The 16,529-nt window shown below is 66.3% G+C and carries 13 protein-coding genes; 4 read left to right on the forward strand and 9 right to left on the reverse strand.

The features are described 5' to 3' along the window. Positions 1-15: 15 nt before the first annotated feature. Both FHP89_RS04905 and FHP89_RS04910 read left to right on the forward strand, forming a co-directional pair. On the forward strand, positions 16-1,284 hold the full coding sequence (locus FHP89_RS04905; RefSeq protein WP_144179468.1) for a uroporphyrinogen-III C-methyltransferase: 1,269 nt from the start codon (positions 16-18) through the stop codon (positions 1,282-1,284). A 5-nt stretch (positions 1,285-1,289) separates the two neighbouring features. Next, positions 1,290-2,504 carry a heme biosynthesis HemY N-terminal domain-containing protein gene (locus tag FHP89_RS04910; RefSeq protein ID WP_144179469.1) on the forward strand — a complete coding sequence of 405 codons (1,215 nt, stop codon included), beginning with the start codon at positions 1,290-1,292 and terminating at the stop codon, positions 2,502-2,504. Between the two features lie 53 nt (positions 2,505-2,557). On the opposite strand, the gene hemF is transcribed toward FHP89_RS04910, so the two are convergent. The 9 genes from hemF to FHP89_RS04955 form a co-directional block, all read right to left on the reverse strand. Continuing rightward, positions 2,558-3,457: an oxygen-dependent coproporphyrinogen oxidase gene (gene hemF / locus FHP89_RS04915; protein ID WP_144179470.1), complete on the reverse strand. Its 900-nt coding sequence runs from the start codon at positions 3,455-3,457 to the stop codon at positions 2,558-2,560. Then, positions 3,454-4,722, reverse strand: coding sequence for a phosphoribosylamine--glycine ligase (gene purD, locus FHP89_RS04920; RefSeq protein WP_144179471.1), 1,269 nt, complete (start codon positions 4,720-4,722; stop codon positions 3,454-3,456). The genes hemF and purD overlap by 4 nt, the downstream gene beginning before the upstream one ends. A 58-nt stretch (positions 4,723-4,780) precedes the next feature. Next, entirely contained in the window at positions 4,781-6,361 is a 1,581-nt protein-coding gene (purH, locus tag FHP89_RS04925) for a bifunctional phosphoribosylaminoimidazolecarboxamide formyltransferase/IMP cyclohydrolase (protein WP_144179472.1), read from the reverse strand. Between the two features lie 30 nt (positions 6,362-6,391). Further along, the gene (locus tag FHP89_RS04930) at positions 6,392-6,628 is read right to left on the reverse strand and encodes a helix-turn-helix domain-containing protein (protein ID WP_144179473.1); all 237 of its coding nucleotides are present in this window, start codon (positions 6,626-6,628) and stop codon (positions 6,392-6,394) included. Further along, on the reverse strand, positions 6,625-7,647 hold the full coding sequence (dusB, locus tag FHP89_RS04935) for a tRNA dihydrouridine synthase DusB (protein WP_144179474.1): 1,023 nt from the start codon (positions 7,645-7,647) through the stop codon (positions 6,625-6,627). The genes FHP89_RS04930 and dusB overlap by 4 nt, the downstream gene beginning before the upstream one ends. Positions 7,648-8,459: 812 nt before the next feature. Further along, the gene (locus FHP89_RS04940; protein WP_144179475.1) at positions 8,460-9,599 is read right to left on the reverse strand and encodes an FAD-dependent monooxygenase; all 1,140 of its coding nucleotides are present in this window, start codon (positions 9,597-9,599) and stop codon (positions 8,460-8,462) included. Then, positions 9,596-10,918 carry an aminopeptidase P N-terminal domain-containing protein gene (locus tag FHP89_RS04945; protein WP_144179476.1) on the reverse strand — a complete coding sequence of 441 codons (1,323 nt, stop codon included), beginning with the start codon at positions 10,916-10,918 and terminating at the stop codon, positions 9,596-9,598. Before FHP89_RS04945 ends, FHP89_RS04940 begins: the two co-directional genes overlap by 4 nt. A 25-nt stretch (positions 10,919-10,943) precedes the next feature. Beyond that, on the reverse strand, positions 10,944-11,633 hold the full coding sequence (gene murU / locus FHP89_RS04950) for an N-acetylmuramate alpha-1-phosphate uridylyltransferase MurU (RefSeq protein WP_144179584.1): 690 nt from the start codon (positions 11,631-11,633) through the stop codon (positions 10,944-10,946). Between the two features lie 17 nt (positions 11,634-11,650). Then, on the reverse strand, positions 11,651-12,649 hold the full coding sequence (locus tag FHP89_RS04955; RefSeq protein ID WP_144179477.1) for an aminoglycoside phosphotransferase family protein: 999 nt from the start codon (positions 12,647-12,649) through the stop codon (positions 11,651-11,653). A gap of 109 nt (positions 12,650-12,758) precedes the next feature. On the opposite strand from FHP89_RS04955, the gene FHP89_RS04960 reads away from it, so the two are divergent. After that, positions 12,759-15,176 carry an LPS-assembly protein LptD gene (locus tag FHP89_RS04960; RefSeq protein ID WP_260851477.1) on the forward strand — a complete coding sequence of 806 codons (2,418 nt, stop codon included), beginning with the start codon at positions 12,759-12,761 and terminating at the stop codon, positions 15,174-15,176. 34 nt (positions 15,177-15,210) lie between these two features. Further along, entirely contained in the window at positions 15,211-16,524 is a 1,314-nt protein-coding gene (locus FHP89_RS04965) for a peptidylprolyl isomerase (RefSeq protein WP_144179478.1), read from the forward strand. Positions 16,525-16,529: the final 5 nt, after the last annotated feature.

Below are 16,529 nucleotides of genomic sequence, written 5' to 3' on the forward strand. Positions count from 1 at the left end.
TCCAGACAAGACGATATGAGCGAAGACACTCCTGCCCTTACCCGTGCGCAACCCGGCACGGACGCCCCTGAAACCACCGAGCCGATTCGTGACGATGCGGCAGTGGCCGACGAGACGCCGCCGGTGGCGGACGAATCCGAGCCACCCAAGCGCCGCGGCATCGTCGTGCCTGTGTTGCTGGTGATCTGCTTGCTGGCGATCGCCGGCCTCGGTTGGCAGTGGTGGGCCATGCGTGGTGAGCTGGCAAAGACTCAGGAAGAGCTGACCCGTCGTTTGAGCGAAAGCGACAACATGGCCCGCGAGGCGCGCGCCAGCGCACGCCAGTCCATCGATACCCTGACCTCCGTCCAGGGCAAGGTGGGTTTGCTCGAAGCCAAGGCAGAAGAGGCCGGCGGTCAGGCCGCGGCGCTTGATGCCTTGTATCAGGAGTTCTCCCGTACCCGCGACGAGCGGACCATGGCCGAAATCGAGCAAGCCGTCACCATTGCCGGTCAGCAGCTTCAGCTCGCCGGCAATGTCGAAGCGGCGCTGATTGCGCTTCAGGCCGCCGATGCCCGGCTGTCCGGTTTTGACGAGGCTCGCCTGGGCCCGCTGCGCCGCAGTCTCAAGCGCGACATCGAGCGCCTGCGGGCTGCGCCGCGTGTCGATATCGCCGGCATCACCTTGCGCCTCGAAGGCCTGCTCGACTCCGTCGATCGCTTGCCGCTGGCCTTTACCGGCGAGGCCGTTGGTGCCGAAGCACCCGAGAAAACCGCCACCGGCTCGCCAATGGACGACCCGCTCGGGTTTGCCCAGGCCGTGCTGCACGACTGGTGGGCCGAGATTCGCTCGCTGGTGCGGGTCGAGCGCCTCGATCGCTCCGCCGAGCCGGTGCTGCTGTCGCCCTCGCAATCGACCTATCTGCGCGAAAACCTCAAGATCCGCCTGCTGACCGCGCGTCTGGCACTGCTTGGCCGCGATCACCGCACCTTTGAAGCCGACATGCGTCAGGCCGCCGAGTGGCTCGGCAAGTACTTCGACCAGCGCGACGAGGGCGTCACCGAAACCCTCACTTCGCTCAAAACCCTGGCCGAAACGCAGATCGCGCCGACCCAGCCGGCACTGACCGAAACCCTGGCGGTCCTCAAGACCCTGCAGGGGAAGCCGGGCGTCAGCGGCGCCGAGCCGGCGCCCCAGGCACCGAAAGCGGCAGCGACACCCAAGGTCGCCAAGCCGGCCGACGCACCTGAAGGCAAGTCCGACGCCGAAGTGCCGGCCGTCGCGCCTGCCAAAGCGCCGGAGTAAGCGCCATGCGAGGATTGCTCTGGCTGATCGCCCTGTTCGCCGCGGCCGTCGGTGTGGCCATGCTGGCCCGGGCCAACGATGGTTACGCGCTCCTGGTGCTGTCGCCCTACCGCGTGCAGATTTCGCTGAATTTGCTGGTGTTGGCGCTGGCGGCGGTGTTTTTGTCGAGTTACTTTTTGCTGCGCGTGGTCACCCGAGCGGTGCGTCTGCCCGGGCAGGTCGTGGCCTACCGCGGTCGCCGTCGCAAGGAAAAGTCGGCACTCGCCTTGCGCGAGGCCTTCCGGTTGCACCTTGAAGGCCGCTATGCCCACGCCTTGAAGCAGGCCAAGAAAGCGTACGACCTGGCCGACGAAGACGGCGTTGCTGCGCTGATGGCGGCGCGCGCTGCGCATGCCCTGCGCGATGACACCCGCTATCGCGAGTGGCTGGGCAAGGCGGGCACCGATGACCGTCTGCGCGCCGCGCGCATCATGACCGAAGCCGAAATGGCGGTCGAAGGCCGCCGCTTCGATGAAGCGGCCGAGCGTATTCGCGCCCTCAAGGGCAGCGACAATCGCCCGGTGGCGACGCTCCGGCTGGCACTGAAAACGGCGCATGCGCTCGAAAAATGGGAAGAGCTGGTGCGCATTGCCCGCCAGCTACGCAAGCACAAGGCCCTGAGCAAAGAGCAGGCCGAGCCGTTGCTGCGCCGGGCGCATCTGGCGGCTCTGCGTGAGCGCGATGGTCAGCAGGACGCGATTGCCCGCTACTGGCAGGATATTCCGTCCGACGAGCAGCAGGATCGGCGTCTGGTCGAGAAAGCCGCGCCCCTGCTGGTCGCCAATGGCGAGGGCGCGACGGTGCGTAAAATGCTCGAAAAACTGCTCGACGAGCAGTGGGAAAGCGAGCTGGCGCGGCTCTACGGCTATTGCGGTGAGAATGATGCCGTGGCCTGCCTGAACCGCGGCGAGAAGTGGCTCAAGTCGCATCCGGATGATGGTGGCTTGCTGTATGCCCTGGGGCGGCTCTGTCTGTCGGCCCAGCTATGGGGCAAGGCGCAGAGTTATCTGGAAGCGTCGGTATCGGCTGCGCCGACCGTGGAGGCGCACCTGGCCCTGGCGCAGCTGTCGGAGCAGTTCGAGCGACCGGCAGAGGCCCAGACCCACTTCCGTCGCGCGGCGCAATTGACTGGTGCCGCGCAGGCCGGGCCAGCGTTGGTGCAGCTGCCCGCGCCAGAGTGAGCCTGAGCTGACGCAACAAAAAGCGCGCCGCGGCGCGCTTTTTGTTTGTGGTGTCAGACCCAGTCGCGAGGCGGCAGGAAGTCGTCGTACAGCCGGGCTTCGGGGCTGCCCGGTTCGGGATGCCAGTCGTAGCGCCACTGCACCCGCGGCGGCATCGACATCAGGATGGACTCGGTGCGTCCGCCCGACTGCAGGCCGAACAGCGTGCCGCGGTCGAACACCAGGTTGAACTCGACATAGCGCCCGCGGCGGTAGGCCTGGAAGTCGCGTTCGCGCTCGCCATAGGTCATGTCGAGATGGCGTTCGACGAGCGGCACATAGGCGTCGACAAAGGCGTCGCCCACCGCGCGGGTGAGCGCAAAGCAGCGATCGAAACCGCCGGTGTTCAGGTCGTCGAAGAACACGCCGCCGACACCGCGCGCTTCATTGCGATGCTTGAGGTGAAAGTAGCGGTCGCACCAGGCTTTGTACTCGGCATGCACGTCCGCGCCAAAGGGCGTGAGGGCGTTCTTGCAGGTGCCGTGGAAGTGGCGCACATCGTCTTCAAACGGATAGTAGGGCGTCAGATCCATGCCGCCGCCGAACCACCAGACGGGATCGGCGCCGGGCTTGCTGGCGATGAAGCAGCGCACATTCATGTGCGCGGTCGGGCAGTAGGGGTTGCGCGGGTGCAGCACCAGCGACACGCCCATGGCTTCAAAGCTGCGGCCGGCCAGTTCGGGCCGGCTGGCGGTGGCTGAGGCCGGCAGGCTGTCGCCCATCACATGCGAGAAATTGACCCCGCCGCGCTCGAACACCTGGCCTTCTTCAAGGACGCGGGTGAGTCCACCGCCACCCTGCTCGCGCGTCCAGCCGTCTGCGCGGAACGGCGTGCCGTCGAGGGCTTCGAGGCGCGCGACGATATCGCTTTGCAGGCCAGTGAAATAGGCCTTGATGGCGGCGGTGTCGATCATCGCTTGATCGCGCGGTGGCCGATGTCGCGGCGGTACTGCTTGCCGGCGAATTCGATGCGGTCGGCGATGTCGTAAGCGCGGGTTTGTGCGGTCCGTACGTTGTCGCTCAGCGCGGTGACGCACAGCACGCGGCCGCCGCTGGTGAGCAGTTTGTCGCCATCGAGCATGGTGCCGGCATGGAAGACATGCGCGTCGTCGCTCTCGTCAGGCAGGCCGGTGATGACATCGCCCTTGCGCGGGCTGGCCGGATAGCCTTCGGCGGCGAGCACCACGCCGAGCGCGATGCGGCGGTCCCACTCGGCCTCGGCGGTGTCGAGCTTGCCTTTGACGGCGGCGTCGAACAGTTCGACCAGGTCGGACTTGAGGCGCATCAGGATGGGCTGGGTTTCCGGGTCGCCCATGCGGCAGTTGAACTCGACCACGCGCGGGTTGCCGTCGGTGTCGATCATCAGGCCGGCGTAGAGGAAGCCGGTGTAGGGCGAGCCCTCGGCGGTCATGCCGGCGAGGGTGGGGTGGATGATTTCGCGCATGACCTTGGCGTGGATCTGCGGCGTGACCACCGGGGCCGGCGAGTAGGCGCCCATGCCGCCGGTGTTGGGGCCTTCGTCATTGTCCTTGAGGCGCTTGTGGTCCTGGCTGGTGGCCAGCGCGAGCGCGTGCTTGCCGTCTGCCATGACGATGAAGCTGGCTTCTTCACCCTGCATGAACTCTTCGATCACCACCCGGGCGCCAGCCTGGCCCATGCCGGCGTCGCGCAGCATCATGTCGATGGCGGCGTGGGCTTCGTCGAGCGTCATGGCGACGACCACGCCCTTGCCGGCGGCCAGGCCATCGGCCTTGATGACGATCGGCGCGCCTTCGGCGGCGACATAGGCGTGTGCCGCGTCAGCATCGGTGAAGGTCTGGTATTTGGCGGTCGGGATCTTGTGGCGGATCAGGAACTGCTTGCAGAAATCCTTGGACGCTTCGAGCTGGGCGGCTTGCTGGGTGGGGCCGAAAATCGGCAGCCCGGCAGCGCGGAAGGCGTCGACCACGCCGGCCGCCAGCGGCGCCTCGGGGCCAACCACCGTCAGGCCGATGTCTTCATTGCGGGCGAAGGCCAGCAGATCGTCGATGGCGGTGATGGCGACGTTGTCGACCATGGGTTCGTTGGCCGTGCCAGGGTTGCCGGGGGCGACGAAGACCTTGGTGATCCGCGGGGACTGGGCGATTTTCCAGGCCAGCGCGTGTTCGCGTCCGCCCGATCCGATGACGAGTACTTTCATGTGTATTGCCGTTGCCTAAGCGCCGGCGCGGAGTGTGCGCGCCGGCTAAAAAAGTGAGTTAGTGACGGAAATGGCGGAAGCCGGTCAGGACCATGGCGATGCCGTGTTCGTTGGCGGCGGCGATCACCTCTTCGTCGCGCATCGAGCCGCCCGGCTGGATGACCGCCGTGGCGCCGGCTTCGGCCAGCACGTCGAGACCATCGCGGAAGGGGAAGAAGGCGTCGGAGGCGACCACGCTGCCGGTGATGGACAGACCGGCGTTTTCGGCCTTGATCTTGGCGATGCGGGCCGAGTCGACCCGGCTCATCTGGCCCGCGCCTACGCCGACGGTCATGCCGCCCTTGCAGTAGACGATGGCGTTGGACTTGACGTACTTGGCGACGCGCCAGGCGAAGAGCAGATCGCCCATTTCTTCAGGCGACGGCGCGCGGGCGGTGACCAGTTTCAGGTCGTTCTCGGTGATGCGGGCGATGTCGGCCGACTGCACCAGCAGGCCGCCGCTCACGCGTTTGTAGTCGAGCGCGCCTTCATTTGCACCCATCGGACAGGTCAGCACGCGCACGTTTTTCTTGGCGGCGAGCAGGGCGAGGGCTTCGTCGGTGTAGGCCGGGGCGATCAGCACTTCGAGGAACTGGGCGCTGACGGCTTCGGCCGCGGCGGCGTCGACCACGCTGTTGAAGGCGATGATGCCGCCGAAGGCGGAGGTCGGGTCGGTGGAGAGGGCCTTTTTATAGGCTTCGAGCGGCGACAGGCCGAGGGCCACGCCACAGGGGTTGGCGTGCTTGACGATGACGCAGGCCGAAGTTCCGTGACCGCTGTCGAAAGCTTTGACACACTCCCAGGCCGCATCGGCGTCGGCGATGTTGTTGTAGGACAGCTCCTTGCCTTGCAACTGGGTGTAGCCGGCCACGCCGCCTTCGGCCGCATTGGGCTCGCGGTAGAACGCGGCGCTCTGATGCGGGTTCTCGCCGTAGCGCAGGTCTTGCACCTTGTTGAAGGCCAGTTGCAGGCGATCGGGGTAGGCCATGCGGCTGCCGTCGTCGGCCAGCGCAGTCAGGTAGTTGGAGATGGCGCTGTCGTAGCGGGCGGTGTGGGTGAAGGCTTTGACGGCCAGGGCGAAGCGGGTTTTGGCTGACAGCGCGCCGTTGGCCTTGATCTCGGCCAGCACCGGGGCGTAGTCCTCGGCATCGGTCAGCACGCCGACACCGCCGGCTTCGTTGCCATGGTTCTTGGCCGCCGCGCGGACCATGGTCGGGCCACCGATGTCGATGTTTTCGATGGCGTCTTCGAGCGAGCAGTCGGGCTTGGCGATGGTCTGGGCGAAGGGGTAGAGATTGACCACCACCAGGTCGATGCGCTCGATACCGGCGCCGGCGATGGTGTCCATGTGCTCGGCCAGATCGCGGCGGGCAAGGATGCCGCCGTGCACCGTCGGATGCAGCGTCTTGACCCGGCCATCGAGCATTTCGGGGAAGCCGGTGTGGTCCGACACGTCGGTGACCGGCAGGCCGGCCTCGCGCAGTAGCTTGGCGGTGCCGCCAGTGGACAGCAGCTTGACGCCAAGCTGGTGCAGCTCGCGGGCGAAGGCTTTGACGCCGGTCTTGTCGGAGACGCTGATCAGGGCAGTGGAAATTTGCATGGTTGGGGGGCGCGCCTTGCGGCGATTGGTTTAGAGAAGATCGTATTCGGTCAGCTTGCGTCGCAGGGTATTGCGATTGATGCCGAGCAACTGGGCGGCGACGGTCTGGTTGCCGTCGGTCTGGCGCAGCACAAATTCCAGCATCGGGCGCTCGGCGCTGCGGATCACCAGATCGTGCAGGGCGACCGGCGATTCGCCGTCCAGGTCCTTGAAGTATTGGTCGAGCGTGCGCGTGACGGCGCTGGCGATTTCGTTATGTTGGCTCATGCGGCCAGTTCCTCGAAACAGGATGCCTGATAGTGCACGGTGACACCCTGATGACTGAGCTGTGTAAAGAAGTGATCGACGGCGGCCAGTTGCCCGGTCACGCTGTCTTCGGTGTTCATGGCTTGGCGGAACACATGGGCGCCGGCCAGGCCTTTGGTGTACCAGGCGATGTGCTTGCGTGCGATGCGTACGCCTGACCACTCGCCATAGAATGCGTACAAATCGTCAAGATGGCTGCGGCATATGTCGCGGATCTCGGCCACCGGCGGCGGTGCCAGGGTTTGCCCGGTCGCCAGATAGTGTGCAATTTCACGAAATATCCACGGCCGGCCCTGCGCCGCCCGGCCGATCATTACGCCGTCGGCCCCTGTGTGGCGCAGCACGGCGGCCGCTTTTTCGGGCGAATCGATGTCGCCATTGGCAATCACCGGAATGCCCACCGCCGCCTTGATGGCGGCAATGGTGTCGTATTCGGCATTGCCCATGTATTTGTCTTCGCGGGTGCGGCCATGGATGGCCAGCGCGCGGATGCCGCAGTCTTCCGCGACGCGGGCGAGCCGCGGTGCGTTGCGATTGTCGCGATCCCAGCCGGTGCGCATCTTGAGCGTTACCGGAGTGTCCGGCACGGCGGCGACCACGGCGGCGAGAATCTGCGCCACCAGCGCTTCGTCACGCATCAGCGCCGAGCCGGCGGCCTTGTTGCACACCTTTTTGGCCGGACAGCCCATGTTGATGTCGATGATCTGCGCGCCGTTGTCGGCGTTGAATCGCGCGGCCTGCGCCATCAGCTCGGGGTCGGCGCCGGCGATCTGGACCGAAATGGGCTCGGTTTCGCCAGCGTGATCAGTGCGCCGCCGGGTTTTGTCGGTGGCGTACAACAGCGTGTTCGACGACACCATTTCCGACACCGCCAGCCCCGCGCCCAGTCGCTTGCACAACTGACGGAAAGGCCGGTCCGTCACGCCCGCCATGGGTGCAACGAACAGATTATTCGGAAGGGAAAAACCGGCGAACTGCATGGGGGGGCGTGGGCAAGCGACAAAGCCGCCATTCTAACCGATGGGGGGGGCTCGGCGAAGCCAAAAAACGTAACGCCCATCGGAAAGAGGGGGCGGTTTCGGCACCGCTTGGCCGGTTTCTTTGGTGGCTCCGGTGGAGGTACGTTGGCCGGGTTTCGCCCCGGCGGGCGAGTCACTTCTTTGTCGCGACAAAGAAGTCACCAAGGAAACGCCCCCGCTGTACCGCCGGCTTCGCCGGTGCCCGAACGAAACCCGGGGCCGGCGGGTCGTGTCGCAAACTCGCCCTTCGGGCTCGGACAAGCGACACGACAATTCCCGCCGTCCCCGGGCTTCGTTCGGCGGTACAGAAGGGGATGAGGCTCGCGGGCTCGGCTTCGCCATCGCCTCTCTGAGCGGCCGCGGTGCTACGCCGTAGGGTGGGCGGCTTGCCGCCCACCATTGTGCCGGACGACAAACGCTGCCTGGTGGGTGGCAAGCCACCCACCCTACAAAACCAGTACGGCTGGCCGATTCGGGCACAACCGATCCGCCCTCTGCCGCGCCAACCGGAGGCGGTGGCGGGCGGAAAAAGGGGCTTCGCTGTTTGAGCCCGCAGGGCGAGTTTGCGAAGCACCCCGCCCGACATCGCCGTAGGGCGGGCACCCCGAAGGGGCGCGAAAGCGGGCTGTGCTTCTTTGCTTATCTTTCTTGCACAAGCAAGAAAGTAAGTCGCCTGCCGGGGCGAGACCCGGCCAATGCCCACGCCAGCTTAGGAAAGCTGCCCGAAAACACCGGCCGGGTTAGAGAAGAACAGCGCGAACGCGCAACCCTTCCTATGGCCAGGCTCGCGCCCCGAACATCATCCGCTTGGCCACAAAGTGGCGCAGCGGCGGTGCGAGATCAAGCGCCAGCAGGCCGAGGCCGCGCAGGCCGCGCAGGGGGGGCAGGTCGTTGCTGAACAGGCGGACCAGGGTGTCGGTGAAGCCGACGGTGCTGGCGCGGTCGAGGCGGCGGTCGCGCAGGTAGGTGGAGAGCACCTGCGCGTCACCGGGGTCGGTGGCGGCATTGAGGCGTCGCGCCAGGGCCCAGACGTCGCGCAGGGCGAGGTTGAGACCTTGGCCGGCGACGGGGTGCAGCGTCTGTGCGGCGTTGCCGAGCCAGACCTGGCGCTTGGCGACGGGGGTGTGGCGGACGCGAAGCTGGAGCGGAAAGCGTTCTCGGGGACTCACGCCAATGAGTTTGACGCGCTGACCGAAGGCTTGCTGCAGCTCGGCGAGGTAGGCGGTGTCGTCGAGCGCCAGCCAGGCCTCGGCTTGCTCGGGGGCGGCGGTGTGCACGACGGCGAAGTCGGTGCCGCAGGGCAGCAGGGCGACCGGGCCGTTGGGGGTGAAGCGTTCGTAGGCGGTGTTGCCATGGGCCTCGGCGGGCGTGGCCATGCAGATGACGGCGTGCTGGCCGTAGTCGCGCACGCGGATGGCGGGGTCGTCGGCGCGCATGCCGCCTTCGGCGCAAACCACCAGCTGGCAGTCGAGGGTGTCGGTGGCGTCGGCGCGGCGCAGCTGCACGCGGCCGTGCAGTTCGGGGTCGACGTCGGCGTCGCTGTGGTCGATGACCGGGATGTTGGCGGCGGTGATGGCGTCGTCGAGCGCGGCGGCGAGATCGCCGGCACGCACGACATGACCGAGGCCGTCGAGGGCGTAGTCGGACTCGTTGAGTTGGGTGCGGCCGAAACCGCCTTGCTGCGAGATGTGGATGTGACGGATGGGGGTGGTGGGGAGGTGATCCCACACGCCGAGCCGTTCGAGCGTGAGCCGGGTGCCGTGGGCCAGGGCGAGCACGCGCGGGTCTTTGCGCGAGGCGCCGCGGCCGCGGGCGTCGATGAGCGTGACGGTGTGCGGCCCGCCGTGCAGCGCGAGCGCCAGCGCCATGCCGACCGGGCCGGCGCCGATGATGGCGATGTCGGGCGTTTTCATGGGCGGGCGTCCCGCATCAGGGCTTCGATGTCGTCGATGGTTTTTGGCGTGGCGGCGGTGAGGATGTCGCAGCCGTCGGCGGTGATCAGCGCGTCGTCTTCGATGCGGATACCGATGTTCCAGAAGGCGTCGGGGACGTCGTCGGCGGCTCGGATGTAGCAGCCGGGTTCGACGGTGAGCGTCATGCCTTCGCGCAGCGGCCGCCAGTCGCCGTCGCGCTTGTAGTCGCCGGCGTCGTGCACGTCGAGGCCCAGCCAGTGACCGGTGCGGTGCATGTAGAAGCGGCGGTAGTCGCCGGCTTCGAGCACGCCGTCGAGCGTGCCGGTGAGCAGGCCGAGGTCGAGCATGCCCTGGGCGAGGACGGCGACGGCGACGTCATGCGGGATGTTCCAGCTCACGCCGGGCGCGGTGGCGTCGATGGCGGCTTGCTGGGCGGCGAGCACGAGTTGATAGACGTCGCGCTGCGGCCCGCTGAAGCGGCCATTGACCGGAAACGTGCGGGTGATGTCCGAGGCGTAGCCGTCGAGCTCGCAGCCGGCGTCGATCAGCAGCAGGTCGCCGTCGGCCAGACAGCCGGCGTTGCTGACATAGTGCAGCACGCAGGCGTTGGCGCCGCCGGCGACGATGGAGGGGTAGGCGGGCGATTGGGCGCCGCCTTGGCGGAACGCGTGCAGCAGTTCGGCTTCGACTTCGTATTCATGCAGGCCGGGGCGAGTGACCTGCATGGCGCGGCGGTGGCCGACATCGGAGATGGCGGCGGCGCGGCGCATGGTCAGCACCTCGTGCGCATCCTTGATCAGGCGCATCTCGTCGAGTACGGCGTGCAGATCCTGAACGCTGGCGGGGGCGGTGATGCCGGTGCGCACTTGCTCGCGCACCCGGTTGAGGGTGTCGACCAGGCGTTTGTCCCAGGCGGTGTCGTGGCCGAGGGCGAAGTACACCGCGGGCTGGTTGGCCAGCAGGGTGGTTAGTTGCGCGTCGAGTTCGCCGACAGGGAAAGCGTCGTCAAAGCCGAATTCGTCGGCGGCGGCGTCGGGGCCGTAGCGGAAACCGTCCCAGATTTCGCGTTCGATGCTTTTGTCGCGACAGAACAGCAGGCTGCGTGGCGTGTCGCCGGCGACCAGCACCAGCACGGCCTCGGGCTCGGGAAAGCCGCTCAGGTAGTGGAAGTAGCTGTCCGGGCGGAAGGGGTAGTGGGTGTCGCGATTGCGTGTGACTTCGGCCGCCGTCGGAATGATGGCGACGCCACCACCGCGGGCGGTGAGGGTGTCGAGCAGGCGCTGGCGGCGGGCATGAAAGGGCGCGAAGAGGGGGTTCAAGGCGACGTTCCTGTTGGGTGTGTCGTTAAGACGGTGAGTCTGCCCGATGGTTCGGGTCGAGTTGTGTGTTCAGCTCGGCGAGGCGTTCGGGGGTGCCGATGTCCATCCACAGGCCGTCGAAGCGCTCGGCGCTGACGCGTCCGGCGGCGATGGCCTGGCGTAGCAGCGGGCCGAGTGGCGCGGGCTGGCCTGAGATCAAGGGCGTAAACATGTCGGGATGATAGAGCCCAATGCCAGAAAATGTCAGCCGCTCGCCATTGCTCAGACTGGCGCGATCGCCCTGCAGGTGAAAGTCGCCCGCGGGATGGTGGGGCGGATTCGGGATGAGGATGAGATGGGCGAGATCGGCGCCCGGTTGGGCGGCGCGATGGGTGAGTGCGGCGAAGTCGAGGTCGCAGAAGACGTCGCCATTGACCACCAGAAAGGGGGTGTCGCCGAGCAGCGACAGCGCCTGGCGAATACCGCCGGCGGTCTCCAGCGCGGTGGGCTCGGGCGAGTATTGGATGTGTACGCCGAAGGCGCTGCCGTCGCCCAGTGCGGCTTCGATCATCTGGCCGAGGTGCGCGTGGTTGATGACGATGTGCGTGATGCCGGCGGCCGCCAGCCGGCGCAGATGATGGACGATCAGCGGCACCCCGCCCGCCGCCAGCAGCGGCTTGGGGCAGGTGTCGGTGAGCGGGCGCATGCGTTCGCCGCGCCCGGCGGCCAGGATCATGGCGCGCATGGCGTCTCTCAGAAGGTGTAGCCGACGGTTTCGTCGACCGGATCACTGCGGTTGAGGATGCGGATCAGCGGCCGCAGTTCGCTGTAGCGCTGGCAGGCCTTGCGCAGGTAGCTGGAGACGCGCGGCATGTCGTCGAGGTAGCCGGCCTTGCCATCGCGGTGGCACAGTCGGGCGAAGATGCCGAGCACCTTGAGGTGGCGCTGCACGCCCATCCATTCGAAGTCGCGGTGGAACTCGGCGAAATCGGCGTGCACCGGCAGGCCGATCTGTCGCGCGGCTTCCCAGTAGCGGGCGAGCATGTCGAGCACGAAGGCTTCGTCCCAGTCGATGTACGCGTCTTTGAACAGCGAGGCCAGATCGTAAGTGATCGGGCCGTACACGGCGTCCTGGAAGTCGAGCACGCCGGCGCCGTGCTCGGTGACCATCAGGTTGCGGCTGTGGAAGTCGCGGTGCACGAAGACTTTGGGTTCGGCCAGATGCGCGTCGAGCAGGCGCTCGAACACAGTGTCGAGCATCTTGCGCTCGGCGTCGTCGAGCGTGATGTGTTTGTGGCGCGCCAGATACCAGTCGGGAAACAGCTGCATCTCGGCCAGCAGGCGCTCGCGGTCGTAGTTGGGCAGCACGTCGGGCACGCTGGCCTTCTGGATGCAGATCAGCGCACCGAGGGCGTCGGCGTAGAGCGCATGGGCGCTGTCGGCGTCGAGCGCGCTCAGATAGGTGGTGTCGCCCAGGTCGGTGAGCAGCAAAAAGCCGGCCTCGGTGTCGGCGTCGAGTACCGTCGGCACCTGCGCGCCGCTGTCGCCGAAGAGCTTGGCGATGCGGATGAAGGGCGCGGTGTCTTCTTTTTCCGGCGGGGCGTCCATGGCGATGAAGGACGTGGGTTCGCCCTCGACATGCACCCGGAAGTAACGGCGGAAGCTGGCGTCGGCCGACGCGGGTGCCAGATCGATCTGGCGGCCCGGATATCGGGTGCCCAGCCAGTGCTTGAGTTGCGCGAGTCTTTCCACGGGTGCCGTCCGATGTTCGTGTAAAATCGCGAATTTTATCAAAGACCGCAGCCGGAACGCTGTTTGCCGGTGTGCAGCCGATCCGCCGCTATTCAAACGGAGACACGCATTGCCGACTGCCAAGCGTTGGACCTTGCGGGCCATCCCCTTGCTGCTGGCCGCTTTGCCGGCCGCCGGGACCGCTGCCGGCTTGCCGGCATTGGTGATCCCCGCCGATCTGATGGGCGCGCCTGTGGCGGCGCCCAAACCCAAGCCCAAGCCCGCCGCACCTTCGGCGACCGAGCCGGTACGGCGTACCAGCGCACCGCAGAACCGCGGCGCTGCGCGTACGCCACAGGCGGCGCCCGTCATGAGCAGGCCGGCCGCGCCGCGGGCGGCCGAGACGGCGGACCCCTCTCCCGTGCTGGGCGTTACCACCATCGATGCCGATCGCATCGTTGGCCAGCAGGATGTCGAGCTGGTGGCCGAGGGCGGCGCGGTGCTGCGTCGCGACGGGGCCGTGCTGACGGCTGACCGCATCACGTATCGCGAGGCGCTGGACGAAGTAGACGCCGAGGGCAATGTCGAGTTGCGCCGTGGCGAGGACCGCCTGTCCGGCCCGAAAGTGCGGATGCGCATGGACGAGCAGACGGGCGAGCTGCAGACGCCGTCTTATGAAATCCACCGTATTTCGCGCAAGGGCGGTATCGAACGCCCGGTGACCGGCAGCGGTCAGGCCAGCGTGATCCGTTTCGAGGGCGAGAATCAGTACCGCCTTGAAGACGCGACCTGGAGCACCTGTCAGCCACAGGATCCCGACTGGTACATCAAGGCCGGCGAGCTGGATCTGGATTACGACCGCGAAGTCGGTGTGGCGCGCGACAGCACGGTGGTATTCAAGGACACGCCGATCTTCTACATGCCGTGGGTCGAGTTTCCGCTGGTGGCGCAGCGCAAGTCGGGCTTTTTGCCGCCCACTTTTGGCACCTCCAACAAGAGCGGCGTGGAATTGACCGTGCCCTACTACTGGAACATCGCGCCCAACTACGATGCGACGCTGGTGCCGCGCTACATCAGCCGCCGCGGTCTGCAGCTGGGCGGCCAGTACCGTTATCTGACGGATGACATGCAGGGCACGATGTCAGCCGAATGGCTCAATGGCGACAGCGTGACCGGCCAGTCCAACCGGGCGGCCGGCTCGATCCGTCATCAGCAGACCTTTGGTTATGGCTTCAGCGGCTCGCTGGATCTCAATGGCGTGTCAGACAAGGAGTATTTCGAAGACCTCAGCTCTCGATTGGCGGTCGCGGCGCAGACCAGCCTGTTGCGCCAGGCGGTCTTGAGTTACAGCTCGGGCGACTGGTGGTCGGCCTCGGCGATGGTGCAGAGCTTCCAGACCCTCTCGGGCGACGAGCCCTATCGCCGGCTGCCGCGCCTGGCGCTGGGCGGCGATCGTTCGGTGTGGGGGGGCGGTGAGTTCAACCTCAATACCGAATACGTGCGCTTTGCCCACCCCGATGCGGGCAAGCCTGAAGGCGACCGGATCACGCTGAATCCGACGATTCAGTGGCCCTTGGGCACGTCGGCTTACACGCTGACGCCGAAATTCGGGGTGCACTACACGCGCTACGATCTGAGCACGCCGCTGACGGTCGGCAAGGAGAGCGTCACTCGCGCCGTGCCGACCTTCTCGCTCGACAGCTCGGTGGTGTTCGAGCGCGACGCGACCTGGGGTGGACGCGACATGATCCAGACCATGGAGCCGCGGCTTTACTACGCCTATGTGCCGTATCGCGACCAGTCCGACATCCCGAACTTCGACTCCGGCCTGTTTGACTTCAACTTCGCACAGATCTTCTCCGAGAACATCTTCAGCGGCGGTGACCGCATCGCCAACGCCAATCAGCTGACCGCGGCGGTCACCTCGCGCTTCATTGATGCCGAAACCGGTGCCGAGCGCTTGCGGATGGCGGTCGGCCAGCGTTTCTACTTTGAAGATCAGCGGGTCGCCCTGAACACGACGTCGGACGCCGGCGAGCGCACCAACCGACGCTCGGACTTCCTGGCTGCACTGGGCGGGCGCATCGGCGAGATCACCACGCTTGACACGGCCTGGCAGTACAACCCGGAAGACAGCCAGACCGAGCGTTTCAGTGCCGATTTGCGCTTCCAGCCCGGTTTCGCCAAAGTGGTCAATCTGGGCTATCGCTACACGCGCGATGTGCTGCGCGATATCGATATATCGGCGCAGTGGCCGATCAGCGGGCGCTGGTATGGCGTGGCCCGCTACAATCGATCGCTGCGTGACCACCGCGTGACCGAGGCGCTCGGTGGCCTGGAGTACAACGCCGACTGTTGGGTGTTCCGAGTGGTTCTCCATCGCTTTGCGACCAACGCCGAAGACGTGACCCAGGCGATCTTCCTGCAGCTCGAGCTCAACGGCCTGGCCAGTGTTGGCTCCAGTCCGCTGGATCTACTGCGCCGAACGGTGGGCGGTTATGGCACCATCAATCAACCCATGGCAGATCCGGTGTTTGGCCGAGAGTAATGCTGCGGCAGCCAATTATTGCAACAGGATATCTATGAAAACGGCGCTTTCCCGACTCCTTTCCACGCTGATCTTCTCTGCGCTGGCGGTTTCACCGGCGGTTTCCAGTGCGGCCCGCACGGTCCTCGTCGATCGCATCGTCGCGGTGGTTAACAACGACGCCATCACCGAGTCGAGCCTCTCGGAGCGCACTGAGCAGATCAAACGGCAGTTCGGCCGACAGGGTGGGCAGCTGCCGCCCGACGACGTCTTGCGCAAACAGGTGCTTGAGCGCCTGGTGGTCGAGCGGGCCCAACTCCAGCTGGCCGGCGAGACCGGACTGCGTATTGACGACAATGCCCTGGGCGGCGCGATTGACCGGATCGCGTCCTCCAACAAGTTGAGCGCCGCCCAGTTTCGTGCTGCGCTGGAAAAGGACGGTATCGACTGGACAGAGTTTCGCGAGAACATCCGTCAGGAGATGCTGATCGCCCGTCTGCGTGAGCGTGAAGTCGACGCCCGCGTGGTGGTGACCGACGCCGAGATCGACAACTTCCTCAAAAATTCGCCCGATGCGGCCGACAGTCGTGAATACGATCTGTCGCACATCTTGCTGCGCGCCCCGGAGGGACCGAGCCCGGAGCAGCTCAATGCGCTGGGCCAGAAGGCCGAGGGCATTCGCGCCCGCGTGCTGGCGGGGGAAGATTTCGCCAAGCTGGCGGCCGAGTTCTCGAATGCGCCTGATGCCTTGCAAGGGGGCGCACTTGGCTGGCGGCCGTCCAGCAGCGTGCCTGCGCTGTTCATCGAGGCGCTGCAGGGCCTGAAGCCGGGCGAGGTGTCGCCGGTCATGCGCAGCCCCGCCGGCTTTCATCTGGTGAAGGTAAATGACGTGCGCGGCGCGAAGGCGACCGATGTGGTGGCGGTGCAGCAGACCCGGGTCAGCCATATTCTGGTGAAACCCACCGAACTGATCTCGGACACCGATGCGCGCCTGCGCCTGGAAACCCTGCGCACGCGGGTGCTCAACGGCGAAGATTTTGCGGCCTTGGCGCGCGCCAACAGCGCCGACCTGTCGGCCACCAAAGGCGGTGAAATTGGCTGGGTCTATCCCGGTGACACGGTGCCCGAGTTCGAACGCGCCATGGATGCCCTGAGCGTCGGTGAGCTGAGCGCACCGGTGAAGTCACCCTTTGGCTGGCACCTGATTCGCGTCGAAGAGCGTCGTACCCAGGACGTGTCCGAAGAGCGCAAACGCGCCGTGGCACGCAACACCCTGCGTCAGCGCAAGGCCGACGAAGCCTACGAAGACTGGCTTCGCCAGTTGCGCGATGCGACCTTTGTCGACTATCGCCTCGACGATCTGAACTGATCTGC

The sequence above is a fragment of the Denitromonas ohlonensis genome (genome assembly GCF_007625205.1).
In the GTDB taxonomy this organism is placed as follows: domain Bacteria; phylum Pseudomonadota; class Gammaproteobacteria; order Burkholderiales; family Rhodocyclaceae; genus Nitrogeniibacter; species Nitrogeniibacter ohlonensis.